Source organism: Streptococcus handemini (genome assembly GCF_040984445.1).
Classification (GTDB): Bacteria; Bacillota; Bacilli; order Lactobacillales; family Streptococcaceae; genus Streptococcus; species Streptococcus handemini.
This window is the reverse complement of record NZ_JBFRYH010000041.1, coordinates 1-20,034: the sequence shown is the minus strand read 5'-3', so window position 1 is coordinate 20,034 and position 20,034 is coordinate 1. Positions and strand designations below refer to the sequence as shown.

At 40.2% G+C, this 20,034-nt stretch carries 18 protein-coding genes and 2 pseudogenes; 11 read left to right on the top strand and 9 right to left on the bottom strand.

Annotated features, from left to right (window positions below; translation table 11 throughout):
- Nucleotides 1-108 (top strand): annotated as a pseudogene (locus tag ABPH35_RS07245) (IS30 family transposase); the annotation flags it as partial.
- A 149-nt stretch (nucleotides 109-257) separates the two neighbouring features.
- Complete coding sequence (locus tag ABPH35_RS07240; RefSeq protein WP_349989121.1) at nucleotides 258-1,064, top strand: formate/nitrite transporter family protein; 807 nt, start codon at nucleotides 258-260, stop codon at nucleotides 1,062-1,064.
- 47 nt (nucleotides 1,065-1,111) lie between these two features.
- Here ABPH35_RS07240 and dltD read toward each other — a convergent pair whose 3' ends face one another.
- The 5 genes from dltD to ABPH35_RS07215 are packed head-to-tail and all read right to left on the bottom strand — an operon-like array spanning nucleotide 1,112 to nucleotide 5,572.
- The gene (gene dltD / locus ABPH35_RS07235) at nucleotides 1,112-2,395 is read right to left on the bottom strand and encodes a D-alanyl-lipoteichoic acid biosynthesis protein DltD (protein WP_349989122.1); all 1,284 of its coding nucleotides are present in this window, start codon (nucleotides 2,393-2,395) and stop codon (nucleotides 1,112-1,114) included.
- Nucleotides 2,388-2,627 (bottom strand): D-alanine--poly(phosphoribitol) ligase subunit DltC, encoded by a 240-nt coding sequence (dltC, locus tag ABPH35_RS07230; RefSeq protein ID WP_349989123.1) that lies wholly within the window; start codon nucleotides 2,625-2,627, stop codon nucleotides 2,388-2,390. Before dltC ends, dltD begins: the two co-directional genes overlap by 8 nt.
- Before the next feature lie 15 nt (nucleotides 2,628-2,642).
- Nucleotides 2,643-3,887, bottom strand: a complete 1,245-nt coding sequence (dltB, locus tag ABPH35_RS07225; RefSeq protein WP_349989124.1) for a D-alanyl-lipoteichoic acid biosynthesis protein DltB — start codon at nucleotides 3,885-3,887, stop codon at nucleotides 2,643-2,645.
- Nucleotides 3,884-5,419: a D-alanine--poly(phosphoribitol) ligase subunit DltA gene (gene dltA, locus ABPH35_RS07220; protein WP_405054567.1), complete on the bottom strand. Its 1,536-nt coding sequence runs from the start codon at nucleotides 5,417-5,419 to the stop codon at nucleotides 3,884-3,886. Before dltA ends, dltB begins: the two co-directional genes overlap by 4 nt.
- A 21-nt stretch (nucleotides 5,420-5,440) precedes the next feature.
- On the bottom strand, nucleotides 5,441-5,572 hold the full coding sequence (locus ABPH35_RS07215; RefSeq protein WP_349989126.1) for a teichoic acid D-Ala incorporation-associated protein DltX: 132 nt from the start codon (nucleotides 5,570-5,572) through the stop codon (nucleotides 5,441-5,443).
- A gap of 277 nt (nucleotides 5,573-5,849) precedes the next feature.
- Between ABPH35_RS07215 and ABPH35_RS07210 the strand changes: the two genes are divergently transcribed.
- Genes ABPH35_RS07210 through ABPH35_RS07200 form a run of 3 tightly spaced genes read left to right on the top strand, consistent with a single transcriptional unit; the run spans nucleotide 5,850 to nucleotide 8,394 of the window.
- Nucleotides 5,850-6,833 carry an ABC transporter ATP-binding protein gene (locus tag ABPH35_RS07210; protein ID WP_349989128.1) on the top strand — a complete coding sequence of 328 codons (984 nt, stop codon included), beginning with the start codon at nucleotides 5,850-5,852 and terminating at the stop codon, nucleotides 6,831-6,833.
- Nucleotides 6,826-7,605, top strand: a complete 780-nt coding sequence (locus ABPH35_RS07205; RefSeq protein ID WP_349989129.1) for an ABC transporter permease — start codon at nucleotides 6,826-6,828, stop codon at nucleotides 7,603-7,605. Before ABPH35_RS07210 ends, ABPH35_RS07205 begins: the two co-directional genes overlap by 8 nt.
- A gap of 6 nt (nucleotides 7,606-7,611) precedes the next feature.
- Nucleotides 7,612-8,394 (top strand): ABC transporter permease, encoded by a 783-nt coding sequence (locus tag ABPH35_RS07200; protein WP_349989130.1) that lies wholly within the window; start codon nucleotides 7,612-7,614, stop codon nucleotides 8,392-8,394.
- A 156-nt stretch (nucleotides 8,395-8,550) separates the two neighbouring features.
- Here the strand turns inward: ABPH35_RS07200 and ABPH35_RS07195 are convergent.
- The 4 genes and pseudogenes from ABPH35_RS07195 to ABPH35_RS07180 all read right to left on the bottom strand — a co-directional run.
- Nucleotides 8,551-9,315 (bottom strand): annotated as a pseudogene (locus ABPH35_RS07195) (alpha/beta hydrolase); the annotation flags it as partial.
- Nucleotides 9,316-9,483: 168 nt separating this feature from the next.
- The gene (locus tag ABPH35_RS07190; RefSeq protein WP_349989131.1) at nucleotides 9,484-10,317 is read right to left on the bottom strand and encodes a Cof-type HAD-IIB family hydrolase; all 834 of its coding nucleotides are present in this window, start codon (nucleotides 10,315-10,317) and stop codon (nucleotides 9,484-9,486) included.
- Between the two features lie 64 nt (nucleotides 10,318-10,381).
- Nucleotides 10,382-11,638, bottom strand: coding sequence for a CapA family protein (locus ABPH35_RS07185; protein ID WP_349989138.1), 1,257 nt, complete (start codon nucleotides 11,636-11,638; stop codon nucleotides 10,382-10,384).
- Between the two features lie 102 nt (nucleotides 11,639-11,740).
- The gene (locus ABPH35_RS07180; protein WP_349989132.1) at nucleotides 11,741-12,676 is read right to left on the bottom strand and encodes a dihydroorotate oxidase; all 936 of its coding nucleotides are present in this window, start codon (nucleotides 12,674-12,676) and stop codon (nucleotides 11,741-11,743) included.
- A gap of 220 nt (nucleotides 12,677-12,896) precedes the next feature.
- On the opposite strand from ABPH35_RS07180, the gene ABPH35_RS07175 reads away from it, so the two are divergent.
- The 6 genes from ABPH35_RS07175 to ABPH35_RS07150 form a co-directional block, all read left to right on the top strand.
- A complete protein-coding gene (locus ABPH35_RS07175; protein ID WP_349989133.1) occupies nucleotides 12,897-13,055 on the top strand; it encodes a hypothetical protein in 159 nt (52 codons plus the stop codon).
- Between the two features lie 125 nt (nucleotides 13,056-13,180).
- The gene (locus ABPH35_RS07170; protein WP_349989134.1) at nucleotides 13,181-14,053 is read left to right on the top strand and encodes a DUF6895 family protein; all 873 of its coding nucleotides are present in this window, start codon (nucleotides 13,181-13,183) and stop codon (nucleotides 14,051-14,053) included.
- Nucleotides 14,032-14,613, top strand: coding sequence for a hypothetical protein (locus ABPH35_RS07165; protein WP_349989135.1), 582 nt, complete (start codon nucleotides 14,032-14,034; stop codon nucleotides 14,611-14,613). The genes ABPH35_RS07170 and ABPH35_RS07165 overlap by 22 nt, the downstream gene beginning before the upstream one ends.
- A gap of 684 nt (nucleotides 14,614-15,297) precedes the next feature.
- Complete coding sequence (locus ABPH35_RS07160; RefSeq protein ID WP_349989136.1) at nucleotides 15,298-16,995, top strand: ABC transporter ATP-binding protein; 1,698 nt, start codon at nucleotides 15,298-15,300, stop codon at nucleotides 16,993-16,995.
- Nucleotides 16,996-17,220: 225 nt separating this feature from the next.
- Nucleotides 17,221-18,567: an NADP-specific glutamate dehydrogenase gene (gdhA, locus tag ABPH35_RS07155; protein ID WP_349989137.1), complete on the top strand. Its 1,347-nt coding sequence runs from the start codon at nucleotides 17,221-17,223 to the stop codon at nucleotides 18,565-18,567.
- A gap of 902 nt (nucleotides 18,568-19,469) precedes the next feature.
- Nucleotides 19,470-20,034, top strand: a 565-nt coding sequence (locus ABPH35_RS07150; RefSeq protein ID WP_368849685.1) for a transposase, incomplete at its 3' end; no start/stop codon positions are given.

The following is a 20,034-nucleotide window of genomic DNA, read 5'->3' as shown; positions in this document are numbered from 1 at the left end:
AAAAATGCGACGCAACAACAAGTCGCATTTATTGAAAACTGGATTAACAACTATCCAAAGAAGATATTGGGTTACAAATCTCCTAGAGAATTTTTACAGACTGGCTAACTTGAACTTGAAATTTAGCTAATAAAGCAGAATAACTTGCAAGCGGTATTTTCTTTATAAAAGCCCTTACATTTTCCCTGATTTTTTGGTATAATCTTATATTGTGATAAACTTCTCAATGATAGAAAGATAGGAAGATAGGAAACAGTATGGCAGAACAATCTCCAACATTGATGTATACAATCGATAAAAGCATCAAGAAAAAAGCTGACTTGATTGAAAGCAATTATTGGGCATATGCCCTCCGCTCTATTTTTGCAAGTGTCTATCTAGCGCTCGGAATTGCCATTGCGCTCTACACGGCTGACAAGCTAGAGCAGGTGTCAGCAGGCCTTGGCAAATTCAGCTACGGTCTCATGTTTGGCTGGGGGCTCCTTATGATTCTTTATATGAATGCAGAGCTCGGCACATCGAATATGATGTATATGACGGTGGCCATCTATCGCAAGGTTATCCCAACCAAAACAGCCCTGAAGATTCTTGCAACTTGTATCTTTTTTAACTTTATTGGTGCAGTTATCGTCTGCTTCTTACTAGCGCAGACTGCTCCATACTCTGTTGGACATGTGGCTATGGATAGTTATCTGATACAAGGCACGATTGCCAAGATTGCCAAAACACCATTGACTCAGTTTATCGAAGGGATTTTTGCCAACATGGTAGTCAATATTGCTGTTTTTGTCTTTCTTAAGATGAAGGATGATGCAGGAAAGGCGATCGCAGTGATTTTCATCATCTTTATCTTTGCCTTTCTTGGTTTTGAGCACGTGATTGCCAACTTCTCCACCTTCTCTCTCGCCTTCTTTTCAAATGGCGGACCTGTCGAAGGTATGAATTTCCCTTCAGTCCTTTCTAATTTCCTTTTCTCAGGTCTTGGAAACTATGTCGGTGGTGGATTGGTCATTGGACTGCTTTATAGCTGGCTCAACAATCAATTATCTGTTTATGTGGACTAGCTTTGAAACTCTAAAAATATAAGGAACGAAAAAACAATTTTCGTTCCTTATTGGTTATCGTCGAGCGAAAAATTTTTCACATTACCATCATATTGAGCCCACTCTTTACTGAAGAAGGCGGGATTGATATGATAGTCTGGAGCTGGTTTGGGATTTCTAACAAAAGGATCCACCGCCTTGTCAAACTCTAACCAACCGAGCCAACCTATGTGAATCGTGTCTTCCATAAAATAAGATTTTCCTCCATCTTTTGAAAAGTCGGCAATATTAGTAAAACCCTGGCTTTCTAGCTGATATTTAATCTTTTCAACAGTCTGTTGGTACATCTCCTCACGCAGACCTGTATAAGCCATCCACTTTTCATTGACCGGTGGAATGACAAAGAGAACATTTATCTTCCTTTGGGCAAAGAGTTGTAAGACCAGCTGCAAGTCATTGTATTCAGGTGACTTAATATAGGACAGATTCTTTTGTGAGCCTTTTAGTTTTTTAATCTTGCCCTTTAATCGATGCTTGTAAAAATGATCATCAATCCCTAAGTCATTAGACTTGGTGCGCTCTTTTGCTTCTTGAATGGCAACCTTTTCCAACTCTTCATAGGAAAATTGATCTGGTAATTGGTTGAGCTTAGGTAACACTTGTTGCTCAAAATTTCCAGTGTTTTCAGAGGTTAAACTACTAAAGACATAATCTTGCCGCTGATTAAAACGTGTCATCAGACTAATAAGCTGTTTCTCTGAAGATGATAAGGTTTCCTTTTTTGCTACTTTTTTAACAATATCTGCCATCGTCACATTGGGATAGAGCTGCAAAATGCGTTCAGCTGTATGCTGTGCAGCCTCATCCCCACCTTGCTGACTTAAAAAACTTGTCAACTGATCGCTATTAAAATATTGCTGAAAGGCACTGGGCTCATAGCCTTTCTTGGTAAACCACTGAGGAGAAACAACATAGACGACCGTCTTACCTTCCAATTCTGGCAACATTTGTTGCATTCCAAAGTATTGGTTCAAAGAGGCCGCGCCACGTTGCCCCAACAAATAAGGACGGTAGGGACGGTCATATTTTTCAGCTAAAACAGACGGATGCATACTATCAAAGCGCAACCATTCACTGGAGCCAAAAAAAGGAACAAAACGGTGGTCAGGATCCGTCAAGGCACGAACTTTCTGTGTCCGTCCCTTGAAACTACGAGCTGTTAGGGTGACCGCCGAACGTTTTTCAACTTCAAAATTGTGGTCAAGATTGGTCGGATAAACAATCAATAACAGGACAACCAGCAAGGCTGCGCAAAAGACCGGACCTAAAATGAGCCATAAGCGTTTAAGCATTTTTCAACTCCGTAATCCCTTGGATGATTTTAGTAGCCGTATTCCAGTCGTCACGACCAAATTCAGACACAGGTACACGGATGTCAAAACGAGACTCGATTTCGACAATCAGCTCCACTGTTCCCATACTGTCTAGGACACCAGCATCAAACAAGTCTTCATCCAGCATGTCTGAGACATCTTCCATAAACAATTCATCAATAATGTCGATTACTTCTGCTTTAATATCCATAGGAAAACTCCTTTTTTATTTCTTAAACCACAGGTCATTTAAAAATCCAGAAAAGATTAAAAATGATAACATGACAACGTGAAAGGTGACCACAATCCCTAACGCTTGAAGTAAGCGATTCTCTGGGAGAGGAGCAAGTCCTGCTTTTTTCCGTTCTTTATTGAGCGTTTTTTTCTTCCGAACCCAAGCATCATTGACCACTAGACCAAGGCCATGAAAAAGACCATATGCGATATAATACCAAGTCACTCCATGCCAGAAGCCCATGACCAGCATATTGAGTAGGTAAGCCACACTTGAGGTGGTATTTCGATTTTTAAAAGCCTTATTGCGCATAAGCACCATAACTAACCGCATAAAAACAAAATCACGGAACCAGAAAGACAAGCTCATGTGCCAGCGATTCCAAAATTCTTTGAGATCGCGAGAGAGAAAGGGCTTGTCAAAGTTTCTCGGACTTTTAATCCCCATGAGATGAGAAATCGCAATGGCGAACATGGAGTAACCTGCAAAGTCAAAGAATAAATCAAGACCAAAGGCGTACATCACACCTAAGGTCGGTAGGTTAAACCAACCACCTTGGGACAGGGCATATTGCTTGAGCGGTGGCAAGATCATCGAGCCAAAAATATGGGCTAAAATGAATTTATATAAGAATCCCAGCATGATAGAACGAACTGCAACTTCTAGCATATCCAGTAGCTCATCTTTATCTGGAATCGTCGTATAATCTGCTTCAAATCGCTTGAAACGGTCAATCGGCCCACTTGAGAAGGTTGGCATAAAGAGCAAAAAGCGTAAGAATTGCCAAAGCGTAAATTCTGTCAATACCCCATCTCGCAATTCAATCATCATCCCAACTGATCGGAAGGTCAGATAGGAAATCCCTAGAAAACCAAAAAGTGATTGGTGACCTGAAATCGCCGGAGTCACCTTGACCATAAAAAGTGGAAAAACAGCAAGCGCTGTATGGAGATAAAAGACCCACTTGTTATCTTTTTTCGCTCGATACCATTTGTAGCTGAAAACCCAGCTAGTTTGCCACATGACATAAAAGAAGAGGGCAACAAGTTGAGCCGCGCTAGTTCCTGTCAACATAAAAACAATAAAGGCTAGACTGACCACCCCTTCATACCAAGCAAAGCGCTTCTTAAAAAAGAGACCGATAAAAATAGGCAAAACGGCAGCAATTAGATAGACAAAATACTGCGGATCTCCGTAGGGTTCCAAATGCGGAAGTTGGTTGACAAAGTCCATCATCGGTTGTTTACCTCGCTGATTAAGCCCTTGATGTCAATCTTGCCATTTGGGGTCAAAGGCAGGCTCTCACGATAGAGGAATTTCGACGGCATCATATACGACATCATGATGTCTTCCAAGTCTTCCTTAATGGCCTTAGTGATGTCAATATCTCGTTCAAATTGTTCACGGACACCCTCTTTCAGAATCACATAGGCCAAGAGATTCTGTACCTTGTGGTCCTTATTATAGCGTGGCACAGCTACTGCTGACTTGATATACTGGGATTTATTGAGGTTTTGAGAGACATCTTCCAGCTCAATACGGTAACCGTTAAACTTGATTTGGAAGTCCATCCGCCCGCCATAAAGAAGGAGGCCTTCTACTGTCATCGAACCAACATCTCCTGTGTGATAGGCTGGTAATCCTTCAAATTCAAAGAAGGCTTCAGCCGTCTTTTCAGGATTGTTCATATAGCCTTTTGAGACGGCAGGACCTGAAACGATGATTTCTCCCTGCTCACCAAATGGCAGTTTATTGCCTGCTTCATCAATGATAAAGGTTGGCGAATCCGCCTTGGTATAACCGATTGGCAAGCGTTTAAGGGTTTGTAACATCTCATCTGTCACAGCAACCGCTGAAAGAGCAACGGTTGCTTCAGTCGGACCATAAGCATTGATAATGCGTGCATGTGGGAAACGATCGCGGAGTTTTTGAGCCGTTTTCACCGTCAATTCCTCACCGTCAAAGTAGAAATGAGTAATCTGTGGCATTTTTTCCGCATTAAAATCCTCGGACAACATTGCCAAATCCGCAAAGGAAGGTGTTGAGGTCCAAATCGCAATCGGCAACTCCAAAATCGTTGCAAATAATTTCTTGAAATCCTGTGCCATGCTACTTGGCAATGCAAAAAGAGTGCCACCAAGAGCCAGAGTTGGTGCCCAGTACATGACCGACAAGTCAAAAGAATAAGGTGGCTGGGCTAGCATTTGCGGTCTTTCTGGTGTCGCAAACTCCTTATCGGTAATCATCCAGTTGGTAAAACTAAGTAGATTGCTATGCGAAATTTGCACCCCCTTTGGCTTACCAGTCGTTCCAGAGGTGAAAATGATATAGTAATTGTCATCTCCCTTGACCGAATGCGTGATGTCATAAGCCGTTTTTTGAGCGAAAATATCCTTGACTTCAGATAACGTAAGCTGAGGTGTTGCCACCTCCATTGGAAAATCTGCAATCCCGATAATCAAGCTAGGCTCTGCCACTTCAAGAATCGCAGACACACGCTCCAAGGCTGAATGACTGTCAATCGGGATATAGGCATGACCCGACTTGGTAAGAGCAACAAAGGTCGCTAGCATCTCATACTCTTGCCCACCAAAGACTACAACAGGAGATTTTGCAGGTAAGCCAAGGCTGTCAATTTTAGCTGCTAGGCTATCCGAATCTTCTTTTAAATCACGGTAGCTATGCACCTCACCCAAAATATTATAAACAGGAAAATCTGGCTGAGTCGCCGCATACTGCTCAATCGTTTCAATCATATCTTTTATCATCAACTGTGTCACTATACACCTCTAAAATTCATTGTAAATAAAGCCGCCTTGACCTTGTCCAAGGTAGGAAAAAAAGTACAATAGGGCTAGAAAAATCACGAAATACAGCAAGGTCTGCCCTAAAAACTTCCAAACGGTTTGATACTTGTTCATCTCATCTCACTCATTTATTTAAAAATAATTACTCTATTTTACCATGTTCTACAGAAAATATTCAATATAAAACTTATTAAAATAGTTCTTCCGTAGATTATCTATGAGTGTTCTGTCATATTTAACCAAGAATCACGAATAAAATGAAGAAGCAGAAAATACCATTTTTTCCTATTGTCTAGCAAACCGATTATTTCTTGTCTGTCTAAGACGGATATAGTATAATCAACTAAGCAAACGTTTTCTTAGTTGATTTTATGCTAGTTAAGGAGTTGTCATGATTGAAGCTTATCATTTATCAAAAACTTACGCAATTGTTGATAAGGAAGCGGGCCTACTAGGCTCGATAAAATCCTTCTTTCAGCCTAAAAAACGCTATATCCCAGCTGTTCAGGATATTTCTCTATCCGTTAAAAAAGGAGAAATCATTGGCTATATCGGCTCAAATGGGAGCGGAAAATCGACAACAATCAAAATGCTAACCGGGGTACTTTATCCCGATCAAGGGCAAGTCTTGATTAACGGTCTGGAACCAGCCAAAGCACGAACTGCTGTCAATCGACAAATCGGTGTCTTGTTTGGCCAAAAATCCCACCTAAGATGGGATATTCCTGTCATTGAATCCTTTTTTCTTCATGCCAAGATTTACGATGTTCCAGACCAGCTTTACCAAGAACGCCTCAAACGGCTGACGGAACTTTTAGAGTTAGACACGATTCTCCACCAACCTGTCCGCAATCTTTCTCTTGGTCAGCGGGTCAAGTGTGAATTTGCAGCGATTTTCCTTCACCAGCCTGCTGTGGTCTTTTTGGATGAACCGACCATTGGACTGGATGCCAGCGTCAAGGAGCAGATTCGCAACTTCATTCGCACCATGAATGAGGAATATCAGACAACCTTCCTCATCACCTCCCACGATATGCAGGATATCGAAAGCCTCTGCGAGCGCATTGTCATCATTGATAAGGGACAAAAAGTCTATGACGGCAGTCTCATCCATTTAAAAGAGAATTTTTCCAAGGTTAAAACCATTGCCTTTGCGACCCATGTCGCCATTGAAACATCGCTAGAAGCCCTTTATCTTGAATGGGAGCAGATTGATTCGCATCATTTTGAGATTCATTACCAGACGGAACACCATAGCAACGCCCACATTATTCAGATGGCTTTTGCCCAGTACCCAATTGAAGATGTGACCATAAAAGAGGTCACGATTGAACAGATTGTCAAGCGCATCTACGAGGAGGGACTGCATGGCTAAGTATCTTCATGTGACACGACAAATGCTCCTACTTCAGCTACAGTACAAGTCTTTTTTTGTGGCTTCACTCGTCTCTATGCTGGTAAAAATCCTCGTTTCCCTCTTCGTCTGGAAAACGATTTTTGCTAGCCAGTCGGAGGTCAACGGCTACAGCCTTGCAACCTTTACCACCTACATTCTTTTTGCCAATCTCTTGAATAATCTCAATAGCTTTGGGATTGGACGCGACTTGGCTAAATCCATCGCCAGAGGGGATATTACAGGCGAACTACTCTATCCCTACTCTCCCATTACCGCCCTTTTCTTTCAGGATTTTGGCATGAAAATCATCGAAGCTGGAAAATTCATATTGGTGTTACTTGTCGTTCCGATCGTCAATCCTGACTTTTATTTGCCCGATGTAAAAACCTGGGGAATCTTTCTGGTGACCAGTCTCCTGGGTATGTTCATGGTGCAGCTCATGGACTTGGGATTCGGACTGCTTTCCTTTTACACGGTCAACACTTGGGGACTTTTTATCTTACGAGAGGGCATTTTCAATCTATCAGCTGGTGTTCTCTTGCCTCTAAGTTTTTATCCTGCGCCGATTGCAAAAATTCTCAGCTTTCTGCCCTATAGCTTTGCGGTTAATTTTCCAATCAATATCCTTTTGGGAAAAGAAGTGGACACGAGTCTCTTTTGGGTACAACTCATCTGGCTACCTCTGCTAGCTGGAATCATGTATGTCCTCTGGCAAAAAGCTAGAAAACGACTGGTCATTTTTGGAGGGTAAGATACGATGAAACGATATGCAAAACTTTATTATTACAATATCAAAGCCTTTCTGATTGCGGCCATGTCCTACCGTATGGACTTCTTTATCGGGCTTTTGTCTTCTCTCATGGAACAAGTAGTCTATCTCATTTTCCTTAATGTCCTCTTTGGAAATATCAAGGAAATCGCAGGCTTTTCTTATGGCCAAATGCTCTTTATCTACGGTATTTCAACCATTGGACGGTCTATTCATTTGATTTTCTTTGACAATTTATGGATGTTTGGTAGTCGCTACATTCGTGAAGGAGAATTTGAGCGATTGATGATTTTACCCGTCAATCCCCTCTTTCAACTCATTTCAGAGCGGGTTCAGCTGCAAGGATTTGGAACAACCCTCATCGGCATCATCGCAACGAGTAAGGCCTATCAGCTCTTACAACTCCATTGGGGAGTGACAGATTATCTCTTGTTTACCCTAAGTTGCATCTGTATCGGTCTACTCTATGCAGCCATTCAGCTAGGACCAACTGCACTTGCCTTTTGGATTGTCGAATCCCTCCCTATCACCATGAGTATTTTCTCACTCAATCAAATGGCGCAATATCCAATTCGCATCTACCCAACCGCCATCCAGCTTCTCCTTACCCTCGTCTTCCCCTACGCTTTTACCTCCTACTTCCCAGCCCTTCATTTCCTAAACATCAACTCAATCGGACTCTTCCTCCCCCTCGTTGTCCTCATCATCTTTGCCCTCAACTACACCCTCTTCAAACATGGCATGAAAAAATTCAGCAGTGTAGGGAATTAAAACAATCCAGTGGATTGTTTTAACCCGAGCCTAGAAATAAGAAAGCAAGATTAGTCTGGGAGATTTTTCAACCCGAGCCTAAAAACTAAAAAGCGAGGACACTCCCGTATTCCTCACTTCCTTATTTCTCAATCCAAGTTGAACGGATCCACTAAATTAGTTTACTCCCCACAAAAAATCAATCAATAGTCTATCCACCTCTGGATTCTCATGCAATTGGCTATGTTGGGCACCTTTACCCGTCATTTTCTCTTCTTGATACGATTTTGCCCTTTCAGAAACCAGATACTTCAAACTCTTTGACGAGACATTCAAAACAGAGCCATCGGATTGGTCTGCCAGATCACCATAAATATTTAAAACTTCAATTTGTTGCTTAGGATAGGAGTCCCGCAAGGCAAGCAACTCTTGATAACTGACACTCATCTCTTTAGGTCGACCTGTCTTCTCATCTAAACTAGGATCTGCGGGTAAATCCCTTCCCTCTAAACCATTGACATGATTAGCAATATGAACGGACTTCTTTAACTGAGGCAGACTCTTATCATGGGCATTATCCAAGAGGTAAAAAAGAATAGACATATTCCCCATGGAATGACCAACCATGTTCATTTCTCTAAATCCATACGTTTCTTGTAATTTTATCACGACAGCCTTGGCATAACGGACATCTTGATGATAATCTGCATTGCGGTTGTCTTGATAATTGACCTCCACAATCGGATTAATCGCTCCTTTAGGAATCTTGCCAATCAAGGTAACTTCCCCATATTCATTCACATCTGCTCGAATAACCGTCTTCGTCACCTCGGCTTTCCTCGCTGCTTGAGTCATATGCTTCTCTGCATTAGCACTACTGCCATAGCCGTGAAAAAAGAGAGTAGGGGTCGTCGATTGCACATAGCTCGTTTGATTCAGCTTGGGTCGTAGGAAGACAACACTCAGAAAAGCACCGGAAAGAAGGGCGATGGCAAGCATGGCATGTAACTGTTTTATTCTCATCATAATAAACCAGTATAACACACTCCATTTTCCCTGACAATAAATGAAAAAGCCATTCTCAAACAAGAATAGCTTCACTAGGATGACTCACACTCCTAAAACTTCATCTTCTATCACACGTAAGACACCTTGTTCTGTATGCGCGGGTGCGCAAAATTTAGCCGTAGCCTGAACACGCTCAGACGCATTTTTCATGGCATAGGAATAGCCTGCATAGGCCAACAGTTCTAAATCATTATCACTATCTCCAAAGGCCAGAACCTCACTAGCATCAATACCAAGCGGTTGCAAGATTTGTTCCAACCCCCAAGCTTTATGGACACCCTTTGGCAACATACTCACCGAACCATATCCACTTGTGACAGCAAATAAGTGCTCTCCAAACACTCTATTACAATCCGTCACCAAATCTGCAACCAGTTCTTCTGGCACCCAAAAGCCTGCATGCGTAATCACAGCATTATCTGGCAGTTCAAGTAAACTTGGCAGTCGGACAATCTTAGCCCAAAAGGCCTGAAGTTGCTCTGCTGTAATCCCCAAGTCTACTTCCGCAAAAGGCTGGGGAGCCTGCTCATCAATATACATCGCCGTATCGCTTGAAACCATTAAACAATAGTCTGCTACCCTTGGTTGATAATGACGAATCAATTCTTCTATTAGATGACGGTCCAAGGTCTTACGAAAAATCGTTTGCCCCTTATGATAAAAAAGACCACCGTTTTCCGCTAGAAAGAAAATCCGGTCTTCAAAGCCTACAAAGAGATCAAGCAAACGTTCTAGACCATTGCCACTTGCGACAATAAAGGGAATATGCCGCTCTTCCAACTGCTCCAAGACATGATCAAAACGAATCCGGTCAAATCCTCCTTGCTCATCTAAAAAGGTACCATCCATATCCGTTACAACTGCTCTTATCTTCATTCCTACATCCTTTGCTCTTTAATAGAAGGTCCGTGTCTACGCTAACCCATAAACTGGTACTCCATCACCAGTTTAATCTCATAAAGTCATTCATTTCTTGATAGGCAAGGTCTATCCGCGCCTTAGTTTCCTCATCGAGCAGATGACGATGCTGTCCGCCCTCGATAAAGTCTTCAAGGACAAAGGTTTGATAGGTAAACAAGTCTGTTCCTTCTTTTGGCACACGGCTGACCCAGGTTGGATGAGCTTTTGCCGTCTGAATGCGTGTCTTTCCTTCTTTCTTTTCAAGGGTAACATCCATTAAAACGCCACGCTCGGTCCACTGAAAATTTTGGACTCCTTCCATGGTTTCCATGCGCTGGTTGGACAGAAAATTCCCCATTGAATAAACGATGAGTTTTCGTTCTCCATCTTTTTCGATGATTTCAGTTGGCTCTGCTACATGCGGATGCCCTCCGAAGATAATATCTGCACCCCATTCTACCATTTGACGATAGAGGGTGATCTGCTCTTCTGTTGGCTCTAACTGATATTCAATTCCCATCTGCGGCATGACAATCGTTACATCAGCTTCTGCTTCAGCTCGTTCAATTTCCGATTTTATCTTTTCCAGATTGAGGTCAGATAAATAGCTGTCCTGTTCTTCTTGCGTGAGGTTTGCCTCCATGCCGTTAAATCCATAAGCATAGGCAAGGACAGCGATTTTAATCCCATTGACTTCCTTGATATAGATTGGTGCTGTAGAGCGATTCCCATCGCGGTACACTCCTACCGTATCCACACCAACCTGCCTAAAAGTATCAACTGTTGACTGCAAACCAGATAATTGAGAATCAAGAATGTGATTGTGGGCCAAATCAACCAAGTCGTATCCTGTCTGTTGAATAGCCGTTGCAACCGATGCCGGGGCATTAAAGAGCGGGTATCCACCTAAAGGATAATCTGACGAGATAGTTCCCTCAAAATCTGCTATGGCAAAATCTGCCTGCTCAATCCAAGGTTTGACATAGGTAAAATTCTCTGTAAAATCATACTGACCATCGGCCTGTTGCGCACTCCAGTAGACAATGTCATGGTAGAGCAAGTCCCCATGCGCCATAATCCTTGCAGTCTGAATCGTCTCCTGCTGCGCTGATGATGCCGTCGTTTCCAATGATGGGGCCACATCGCTCTCACGAGGAAACAAGACTAATAGCGACTTTCCACCATAAAACAAGCCCACTGCCAAGCAAGCCAATAGCGGTAGGAGCAAAAACTGTCTTATCCATCTTTTTCGCTGTTTCCGTCTCCGTTTTCCTATGCGATCTCGTCTTCTTTTCATCATACAAACCTCCTTTCTTCCAGTATACGCTATTATTACCAAAAAAGCTAGGCAACTCCTATGAAAAACAGGTGAAAATCTCTTGGTTTTCACCTGTTTTGTTTAATTCATATACTGCAATTTCCCACGAAAATCCTCTAGACTTTCGTAGCCTTTTTCTGCCATAATGCTGTGTAATTCTGCCGTAATCCGCTCAAAAGCTGCGACTCCTTCTTTATGAAGAGTTGTCCCAACCTGTACCATACTGGCTCCACAAAGGATATGCTCAAAGGCATCACGACCTGTCAGAACGCCCCCAGTGCCAATAATTTGGATTTCTGGTTTTAACCGTTGGTAGAAAGCATGGACATTCGCAAGGGCTGTCGGCTTGATATATTCGCCACCGATTCCTCCAAATCCATTTTTGGGACGAATGATAACCGACTCATCCTCAATGTACAGACCATTCCCAATGGAGTTGACACAATTGACAAAAGCGAGCGGAAATTGGTTAAAAATCGCTGCCGCCTGATCAAAATGCGCCATATCAAAGTAAGGAGGCAGCTTGATGCCAAGAGGTTTGGTAAAGTAGCTAAATACCTCTCTTAAAATAGCTTCTGTCGTCTCAAAATCATAGGCAATTTGCGGTTTTCCTGGTACATTTGGACAGGACAAATTCAACTCGGTTAAGCCCTTAAAATCACTCGCTTCCACTTGTTTTAACAGCGTATGGGTTTCTTCCTGAGACAATCCAACCAAGGAGAGGAAGAAGGTTTGATGAGATTCTTTTTCCTGCAAATCCAAGAGATAGTCCAAATAATAATCCAGACCTTGATTTGGCAAACCCATCGAGTTAATCGATCCAAGCGGAACATCCTGATAACGTGGTTCAGGATTGCCAACACGCACTTCCAAAGTAGCAGTCTTGGTCACAAAGGTTCCTGCTTGGGACAATCTTACTTCTTCTAACTCCTCAATGGTCATGCAGGCAACCCCCGCAGCATTCATCAAGCAGTTTTCAAACGGAAAACCAGCAATTTGTGTCTTGGTTGATGGCATAGCGTCCTCCAAAATTTTCTTTTTTTCATTTTATCATAAAGTACTTCTAAAAGGTAGCCTCCATCAACCGGGACTCTTATTTTTATCAAGTGATTTATTCTAGTCCAGAAAGAATATTCAGAATATTTTGCATTTACCTATTGACGAATAGTATATAAATATATATAATGAGCTATGATATAATCTTGGGCGAAAAACACCGAAAAAGGAGTGCATAACTATGTTAAAAAACATTATTGACAAAGAAACGAATAATATCTTTATCCCCTTCAAACCCCAAAACGACTCAATTCAAGTTCAAGCTGGTGGAATCGTTGCTTGGAGTGGCTATGCTTTTATTTATAAGACATTTAAAACAACTGCTTTTAAAGAAAATTAGAAGAGATTTCTTCCGAGCTAGTCCCTTTATCTAGTAAACCATAGAAATATCAGCCTCCTAAGATTATGTTATCATATGTGGAGTTAAAGCCTTTATTTGGCTTTAACTCTATTAAGAGGTGTTTCATGCAAAAAATAATATCAAAAACCATCGAATACATTAAAACGAACATTAATCATTTCTTTATAGAAGAATTACTTCAGGATGATGCAGATACTCAATTCAAGTCTTTTGTTGAGTTGGCTTTTCTATACAATTTATTATCACAACGACAAGTTGAACTACACCATTTAGAGTTCGTTGAGCATTTTTTAGAAGGGAAACTAAATGACCCTACCCAGCAAGATCTACTTATTAGGTTAGTTGAAGACAACACTCACAATCTTCCTGGACTACTCATTTTAGAAGAATTTGCTCAACGAAAGTCTCTCAATATTTTTAAGGACTATCTAACTAGAATAATTGAAATCGAAAAAATTGATTCGCAAATCGAAAAAGTTCCCTTCAGAATGATTGATTTAAAATATTCCATTTCAAAAGTAGGAATAAATGATAATCTAGATAGTTACAATAACCTCTTTCATCAAACTGTCCTAGGAAAAAATTTACCGCGATTTTACTATACCCCTAATGCAATGTATAGTTTGACTCATACTATTTTCTATATCAGCGATCTCGGTAATAGCTATTACTTAGATAATTCTCCTAAGGACTATATCGGCTTGCTAACCTCGCTTATCGGAGATAGGATAATCGAAAAAGATTTAGATATACTGGCAGAGCTACTACTTGCTGCACTATTCTTAAAAATTGATACAGACATCACTGAAATCATTGAATATTCTATACAATTTATTATCGAAAATCAAAATAAAAACGGCTCTTTCCCTGCCCCTATAGAGTATCAATATAACACCGATTATGAAGAATTTCGGAACAACTACCACACTACACTTGTTTGTTTAGGAGTCTTACTATGTTATCAGGACAAGATTTAATAACACTTTTCAAAAGCACAGAATTCGATTTAGATACCTATGTCGATTTTTGTAAACTCTTAGAAATCTATAATGATTTAGTATTCTCTTTCAATCAAACATTTCTATATAATTCTTCTAATAATTTAATTAAAGAGTTACTTTGCTACTTTTTGGCGAACACAGATATTGAAGCGCTGTTAAATATTTACCCCGTCTATATCAAGGAACATATCCACCTATTCCTAGCAGCAAAAACAATTGGCATCCCTCTTGATTATTCAAAACTAACAGCTTTGTATAATCAAGATATTATACAAAAAAATGAATTTGAAATGAATTGGTTCACAACCTTGCACTGTCAACTAAACTTTTTAACAAGTGAAATCAACTCTTATTGTATAGATGTGACTAAGGTAAGAACTCGCAAATTTTCCTATGATTGCATACAATCTCCCAACAATAATTTTTTAACACTAGAACAGTATAAAGAGATTATTGTAAAAACAGAGCTATCTAATAATACAATTTTTTCCCCTATACTACTAGATTTACTAGAGGAACTCTCCTATGATACCTAATCAACACAAACTGAGCAGTTGGTTGAAAGAAAACGACAATATCAACTCCAAGTTACTATTAGCCTTTTTACAAGAAGCAATAGACTTCTCAACTATTTCATACAAAGAAATTGATGATATTTTTCCTGAACTTCTTATAGAATTAACAACCAATGATACTTCGATCATACACTTCAAACAGATATTGGCAGAAGAATGCCAGTCCACCTCACCTTCAGAATTTGGTTTTAGAATCATATACATCAAGGATAGACTCCAGTTACTGAACCGTTCAGAGAAGGAGTATTTTCTACACTCTATCCAAAGTAACATCCGCTACTCCTTACTTTCCCAAAAAATGGATATTGATACACTGTATAGTCTTTATTTTTGGAGTCGCTATACTACTGAACAAAGTGCGTATCAACGTATACTCTATGAAGTTATCACTTCATTTTCAGTGTATTTCGCTAGAAATTATCAACTATGTGAATTTGTTATGTGTGTTCTAATATTGCTAAATCTTAACGAGTGCCTACCAGTAGTGACTAAAAGAGAAATTTACTCGTTCATAACTACCTTACAGAGCGACAACGGATATTTTGGTCACAATCATCCTTTCTTAGGGAAAACTCCCAACTCTCAACTACTAAAAAATACATTTTATTGTGTATGGTGCCTATCATTACTTCAGGAGGAAACACTATGAAACAACTAATTTTCCCAACAAGTCACAAAAGTCGAGTATTATTCTTTTTCGGAATAGTTACTGCCCTAGCATCAACTATTTCTTATGTCTTTATCCCCGAATCTATTCGAACCATAGTTGATAATCACCAATTCAATTTACATAAAATTAGCTTTATAGGAATCTTACTGGTATTGAACCTGACGCTTTCTTTTTTATCCTCTTTAGCTACTGTACATTATGCTGAAGCTCAAATTACAACTCTAAGACAGACGGCTCTTGAAGCAATCTTGTCAAATAAATTAACTTTTTTCAAAGACCACCTAAGCGGGGAATTAGGCGGTCAAATGATTTCTAATACTGAAAATATTCGTGTTTTTCTGAGCCAAACATTAACCGAAGCACTTTCTTCTCTCCTACTAATCTGCTTATCATTTATTATGCTATTCCGCCTAGATGTGCAACTAACACTTGTTATGTTTGGCGGCCTCATTATTTTAATCGCTCTCCTAGCACCTATTGCTCTCATTGGCGGAAAATATACAAAACAAAAGCAAGAAAGTTTGGCGACTCTCTCTGGTTTTCTCATTGAAATCTTCCAAAATATCAAGCTCATTAAACTGAATCAACTCCAACAAGCAATTAGTCAACGCTACCAAGAAAAAAATAATCATATCCATCGCCACTCAATTAAATTGGGACTTGTAGAAGCCTTCATAAAACCTCTCATGACCTTACTTGTTATCTGCATCATTGGACTTTTATTTGCATATGGTGGCTATCGGGTGGCTACTTCAACTCTGACAACTGGAACCTTAATTTCATTCCTAGTTTATTTGTTTCAGCTTCTCTCTCCCTTCAGTGCTATTGGACAGTTTGGAGCTCAGCTACAAAAAACAAAGGAAAACTTAGAGCTTGTTGAGCAATATATACAGGCTCCTAAAGAAGAAAATGGCTCTATCACCTGCACTCCTGATTCCCTCTATCATCTCAGCACCTCTAACCTATCTCTTTCTTATGGAGGAGAAAATATCCTTTCTGATATTAACTTTGAAATACATAAAGGTGAAAAAGTCGCTCTTGTAGGACCCTCTGGTGCCGGAAAATCGACTATTATTGATATTGTTACTAAATTATATACTGATTACAGCGGAGATATTACCCTCAATCATGTTCCTCTCCGAGAAATAGATACCCGCTTCTTACGACAACATCTCTCATTAGTTACTCAAGAAAATCAACTCTTCTCAGGCACTATTTTAGAAAATCTCACTCTCGGATTGACAGAAGAAATAAGTGAACAAGAACTGAAGACGGCTCTAGATTGTGTCAATCTGACTTCAGAAATCGAAAAGTTCAAGGACGGGTTAAACACCATTTTAGGAGAAAATGGGGCTGGCTTATCTGGAGGGCAAAAACAACGGCTACAGATTGCTCGAGCTATGCTACGTAAGGCAGACTTCTATATTTTTGATGAAGCCATTGCAAATCTAGATGTTGAATCTGAAGAAAAGGTTCTACATTATATTAAACATTCGTTGCAAGATAAATTACTCATCTTTATTACACATAAATTATCAACTATTACATCTGTTGATAAAATTATTTTCTTAGATCAAGGAAGTGTAACAGGAATCGGAACACACGAAGAGCTGATGAACTCCCATAAAAAATATCGTGAATACATTGAAAAACAGGAAAAGAATAACCTTTAAGAAACATTCCTCCCAATTGTTGTCAGAATATTTCATTTTTTACTTTACAATTAGAAAACTTGGTGCTATAATAGCAACCGTAAATATTAAATTGTCTGAAAATTTAATATTCGGACTATTCTATCTGAAAACAACACTCTGATAGGCTCTTCCATCCAAAAATAGAACAGCAATAGAGTGACTGTTTACGAGTAGTATCCTATTTAGAAAAGGTGACAGAATCCTATGACAACTGCAAAAGACTATATCCAGCAATCCTTTGAAGCTGTGAAAGCACGCAATCCACATGAGACAGAATTTTTGCAAGCTGTTGAAGAATTGTTCAACACGCTTGAGCCTGTCTTTGAAGCGCACCCAGAGTATATTACTGAAAACATCTTGGCCCGCGTTGTTGAGCCTGAGCGCATCATCAGTTTCCGTGTACCATGGACAGATAAAGATGGCAAAGTCCAAGTAAACCGTGGTTACCGTGTGCAATTCAACTCAGCTGTTGGACCATACAAAGGCGGGCTTCGCTTCCACCCAACAGTTAACCAATCTATCTTGAAATTCCTTGGTTTTGAGCAAATCTTCAAAAACGTTTTGACAGGTCTGCCAATCGGGGGAGGAAAAGGTGGATCTGACTTTGATCCAAAAGGTAAGACGGATGCTGAAATCATGCGTTTCTGCCAAAGTTTCATGACAGAATTGCAAAAACATATCGGACCGTCTCTTGATGTACCAGCTGGTGACATCGGTGTCGGCGGTCGTGAAATTGGCTACATGTACGGTCAATACAAACGCCTTCGCCAATTTGATGCTGGTGTCTTGACAGGTAAACCACTCGGTTTTGGTGGTAGCTTGATCCGCCCAGAAGCAACTGGTTACGGACTTGTCTACTTCACTGACAATATGCTACAAGCAAATGGTAAATCCTTCAATGGTCAAACTGTCCTTGTTTCTGGCTCTGGAAACGTGGCACAATTTGCCGTTCAAAAAGCAACTGAACTCGGTGCAACTGTCATTTCTGTTTCTGATTCAAATGGTTATATCATCGATGAAACTGGAATTGACTTTGACCTTCTTTGCGAGATCAAAAATAACCGCCGCGCTCGTTTGACCGAATACGCTGCTGAAAAACCAACTGCAACGTATCACGAAGGTTCTGTATGGACCTATGACGGAAAAGCAGACATTGCCCTTCCATGTGCCACTCAAAACGAGATCAACGGTGAAGCAGCTGCTCGCCTTGTAAAAAATGGTGTTTACTGTGTCGCTGAAGGTGCAAATATGCCGTCCAATTTGGATGCTATTCATACTTACCAAGAAAATGGTGTCCTTTATGGACTTGCCAAAGCTGCTAACGCTGGTGGTGTTGCTGTATCTGCACTTGAAATGAGCCAAAACAGCCTCCGCCTTTCATGGACTGCCGAAGAAGTGGATAACCGCTTGAAAGATATTATGGCTAACATCTTCAACACCGCAAAAGAAACCGCTGAGAAATATAACCTCGGCAAGGACTACCTTGCTGGTGCCAATATCGCTGCCTTTGAACAAATCGCAGATGCTATGATTGCACAAGGTTTAGTGTAATAGAAATCAAACCAACGATTATATGATAAAACTCCTTGACCAATTCCTATACCAAACAGGGATTGGTCTTTTTGACTCCAAGACGCACAAAAAGTGACATCGTTTTTTATACTCATCCAAAATCAAAAAATAACACGATGTATCGAATAGCAAAATAAGATTCCATAGTTTAGAGCGAACAAAGTGAGATTATACTCTATAAAAATCAAAATCTGACTACCTTCCACAATTGAGAATTGTGGAAGGTTGGAAATAGAACGAGCGCAGCTCGTCTCCACTGAACCACTAGTTCGGACTAATGTTAGCTGAGGATTATGACATAACCTATATTTCTAACCTTCAACAGTCCACCGGGCTGTTGAAGCAAGATGAGTTAACGATATCAGACTTTGATTTTTGACGAGTATTAAAAGGATTTTTTCACCGTAGTGGTATTATTGGGAGTGGGACTCAATTGTGATTTCGTAGAAATCGATTTTGTCAATTTCGCTTTCTCATTTCTAGGCTCAAAAATTAGGAATGAAACTCCGAAGGAGGTTGCTTCCATCCGCACTACACTAAGAAAAGATCAAAAAAATTATGTTTTGAAATGAACAGAGTATTAGTTACTTTTACTAAATAGGAAGCGATAAACCAGCTACTGATAGGAGACCCGTTTGTGAAAATGACACATCTTTGGTATAATAGAGTGGTAAACTAATATAAAAGGAGGACTATTTAGTGCAAAAAACTATTGAACAACGATCACTGACGATCAATTTCATCGTTACTTTTATTGTATCGGTTGCTGGAATTATCGTCTACTTTATAACCGATATACAAGCCCTTCTACTGATATACTCCCCATATAGTAGACAGTGAAAAAACCAAAATTCACTAGACACTATAAGGGGAGTTTTCACATGTCCAAAAGAAGTCCAAAATCAGTAGAAGAAAAGTTAGAAATTGTTTGCTTATTACTTCACCAAGAACAGTCGCTTACCCAACTTAGTAAACGCTATCAGGTCGATCATCAAACAATCCAGTCTTGGAAAATGAAATATGAGGAGTTCGGTATAGACGGTCTTAAGGAGAGTCGAACTTGGAAACACTATTCGTCTGAGTTAAAAGAACAAGCTGTTCAAGACTATCTAGCTGGTAAAGGTTCCTTAAGAGATATCTGTTCAAACTATCATATCTCTGCCCCTTATGTTCTCAGAAGCTGGATAAAACGGTATACTAGTGGTAAAGAATTAACATCCACAAGTAAAGGACAAAGCCGTATGAACAAAGGACGCAAGACCACATTTGAAGAACGTCTGGAGATTGTCACCTTCACGATCGCTCACGAGAAAAACTATCAAGCAGCTATTGAGAAGTTTGACATCTCCTATCAACAGGTGTATTCATGGGTACGGAAGTTTGAGAATGAGGGAGCTCAAGGATTGGTGGATCGTAGAGGAAAAGGACTAGAAAGCAAGCCAAATC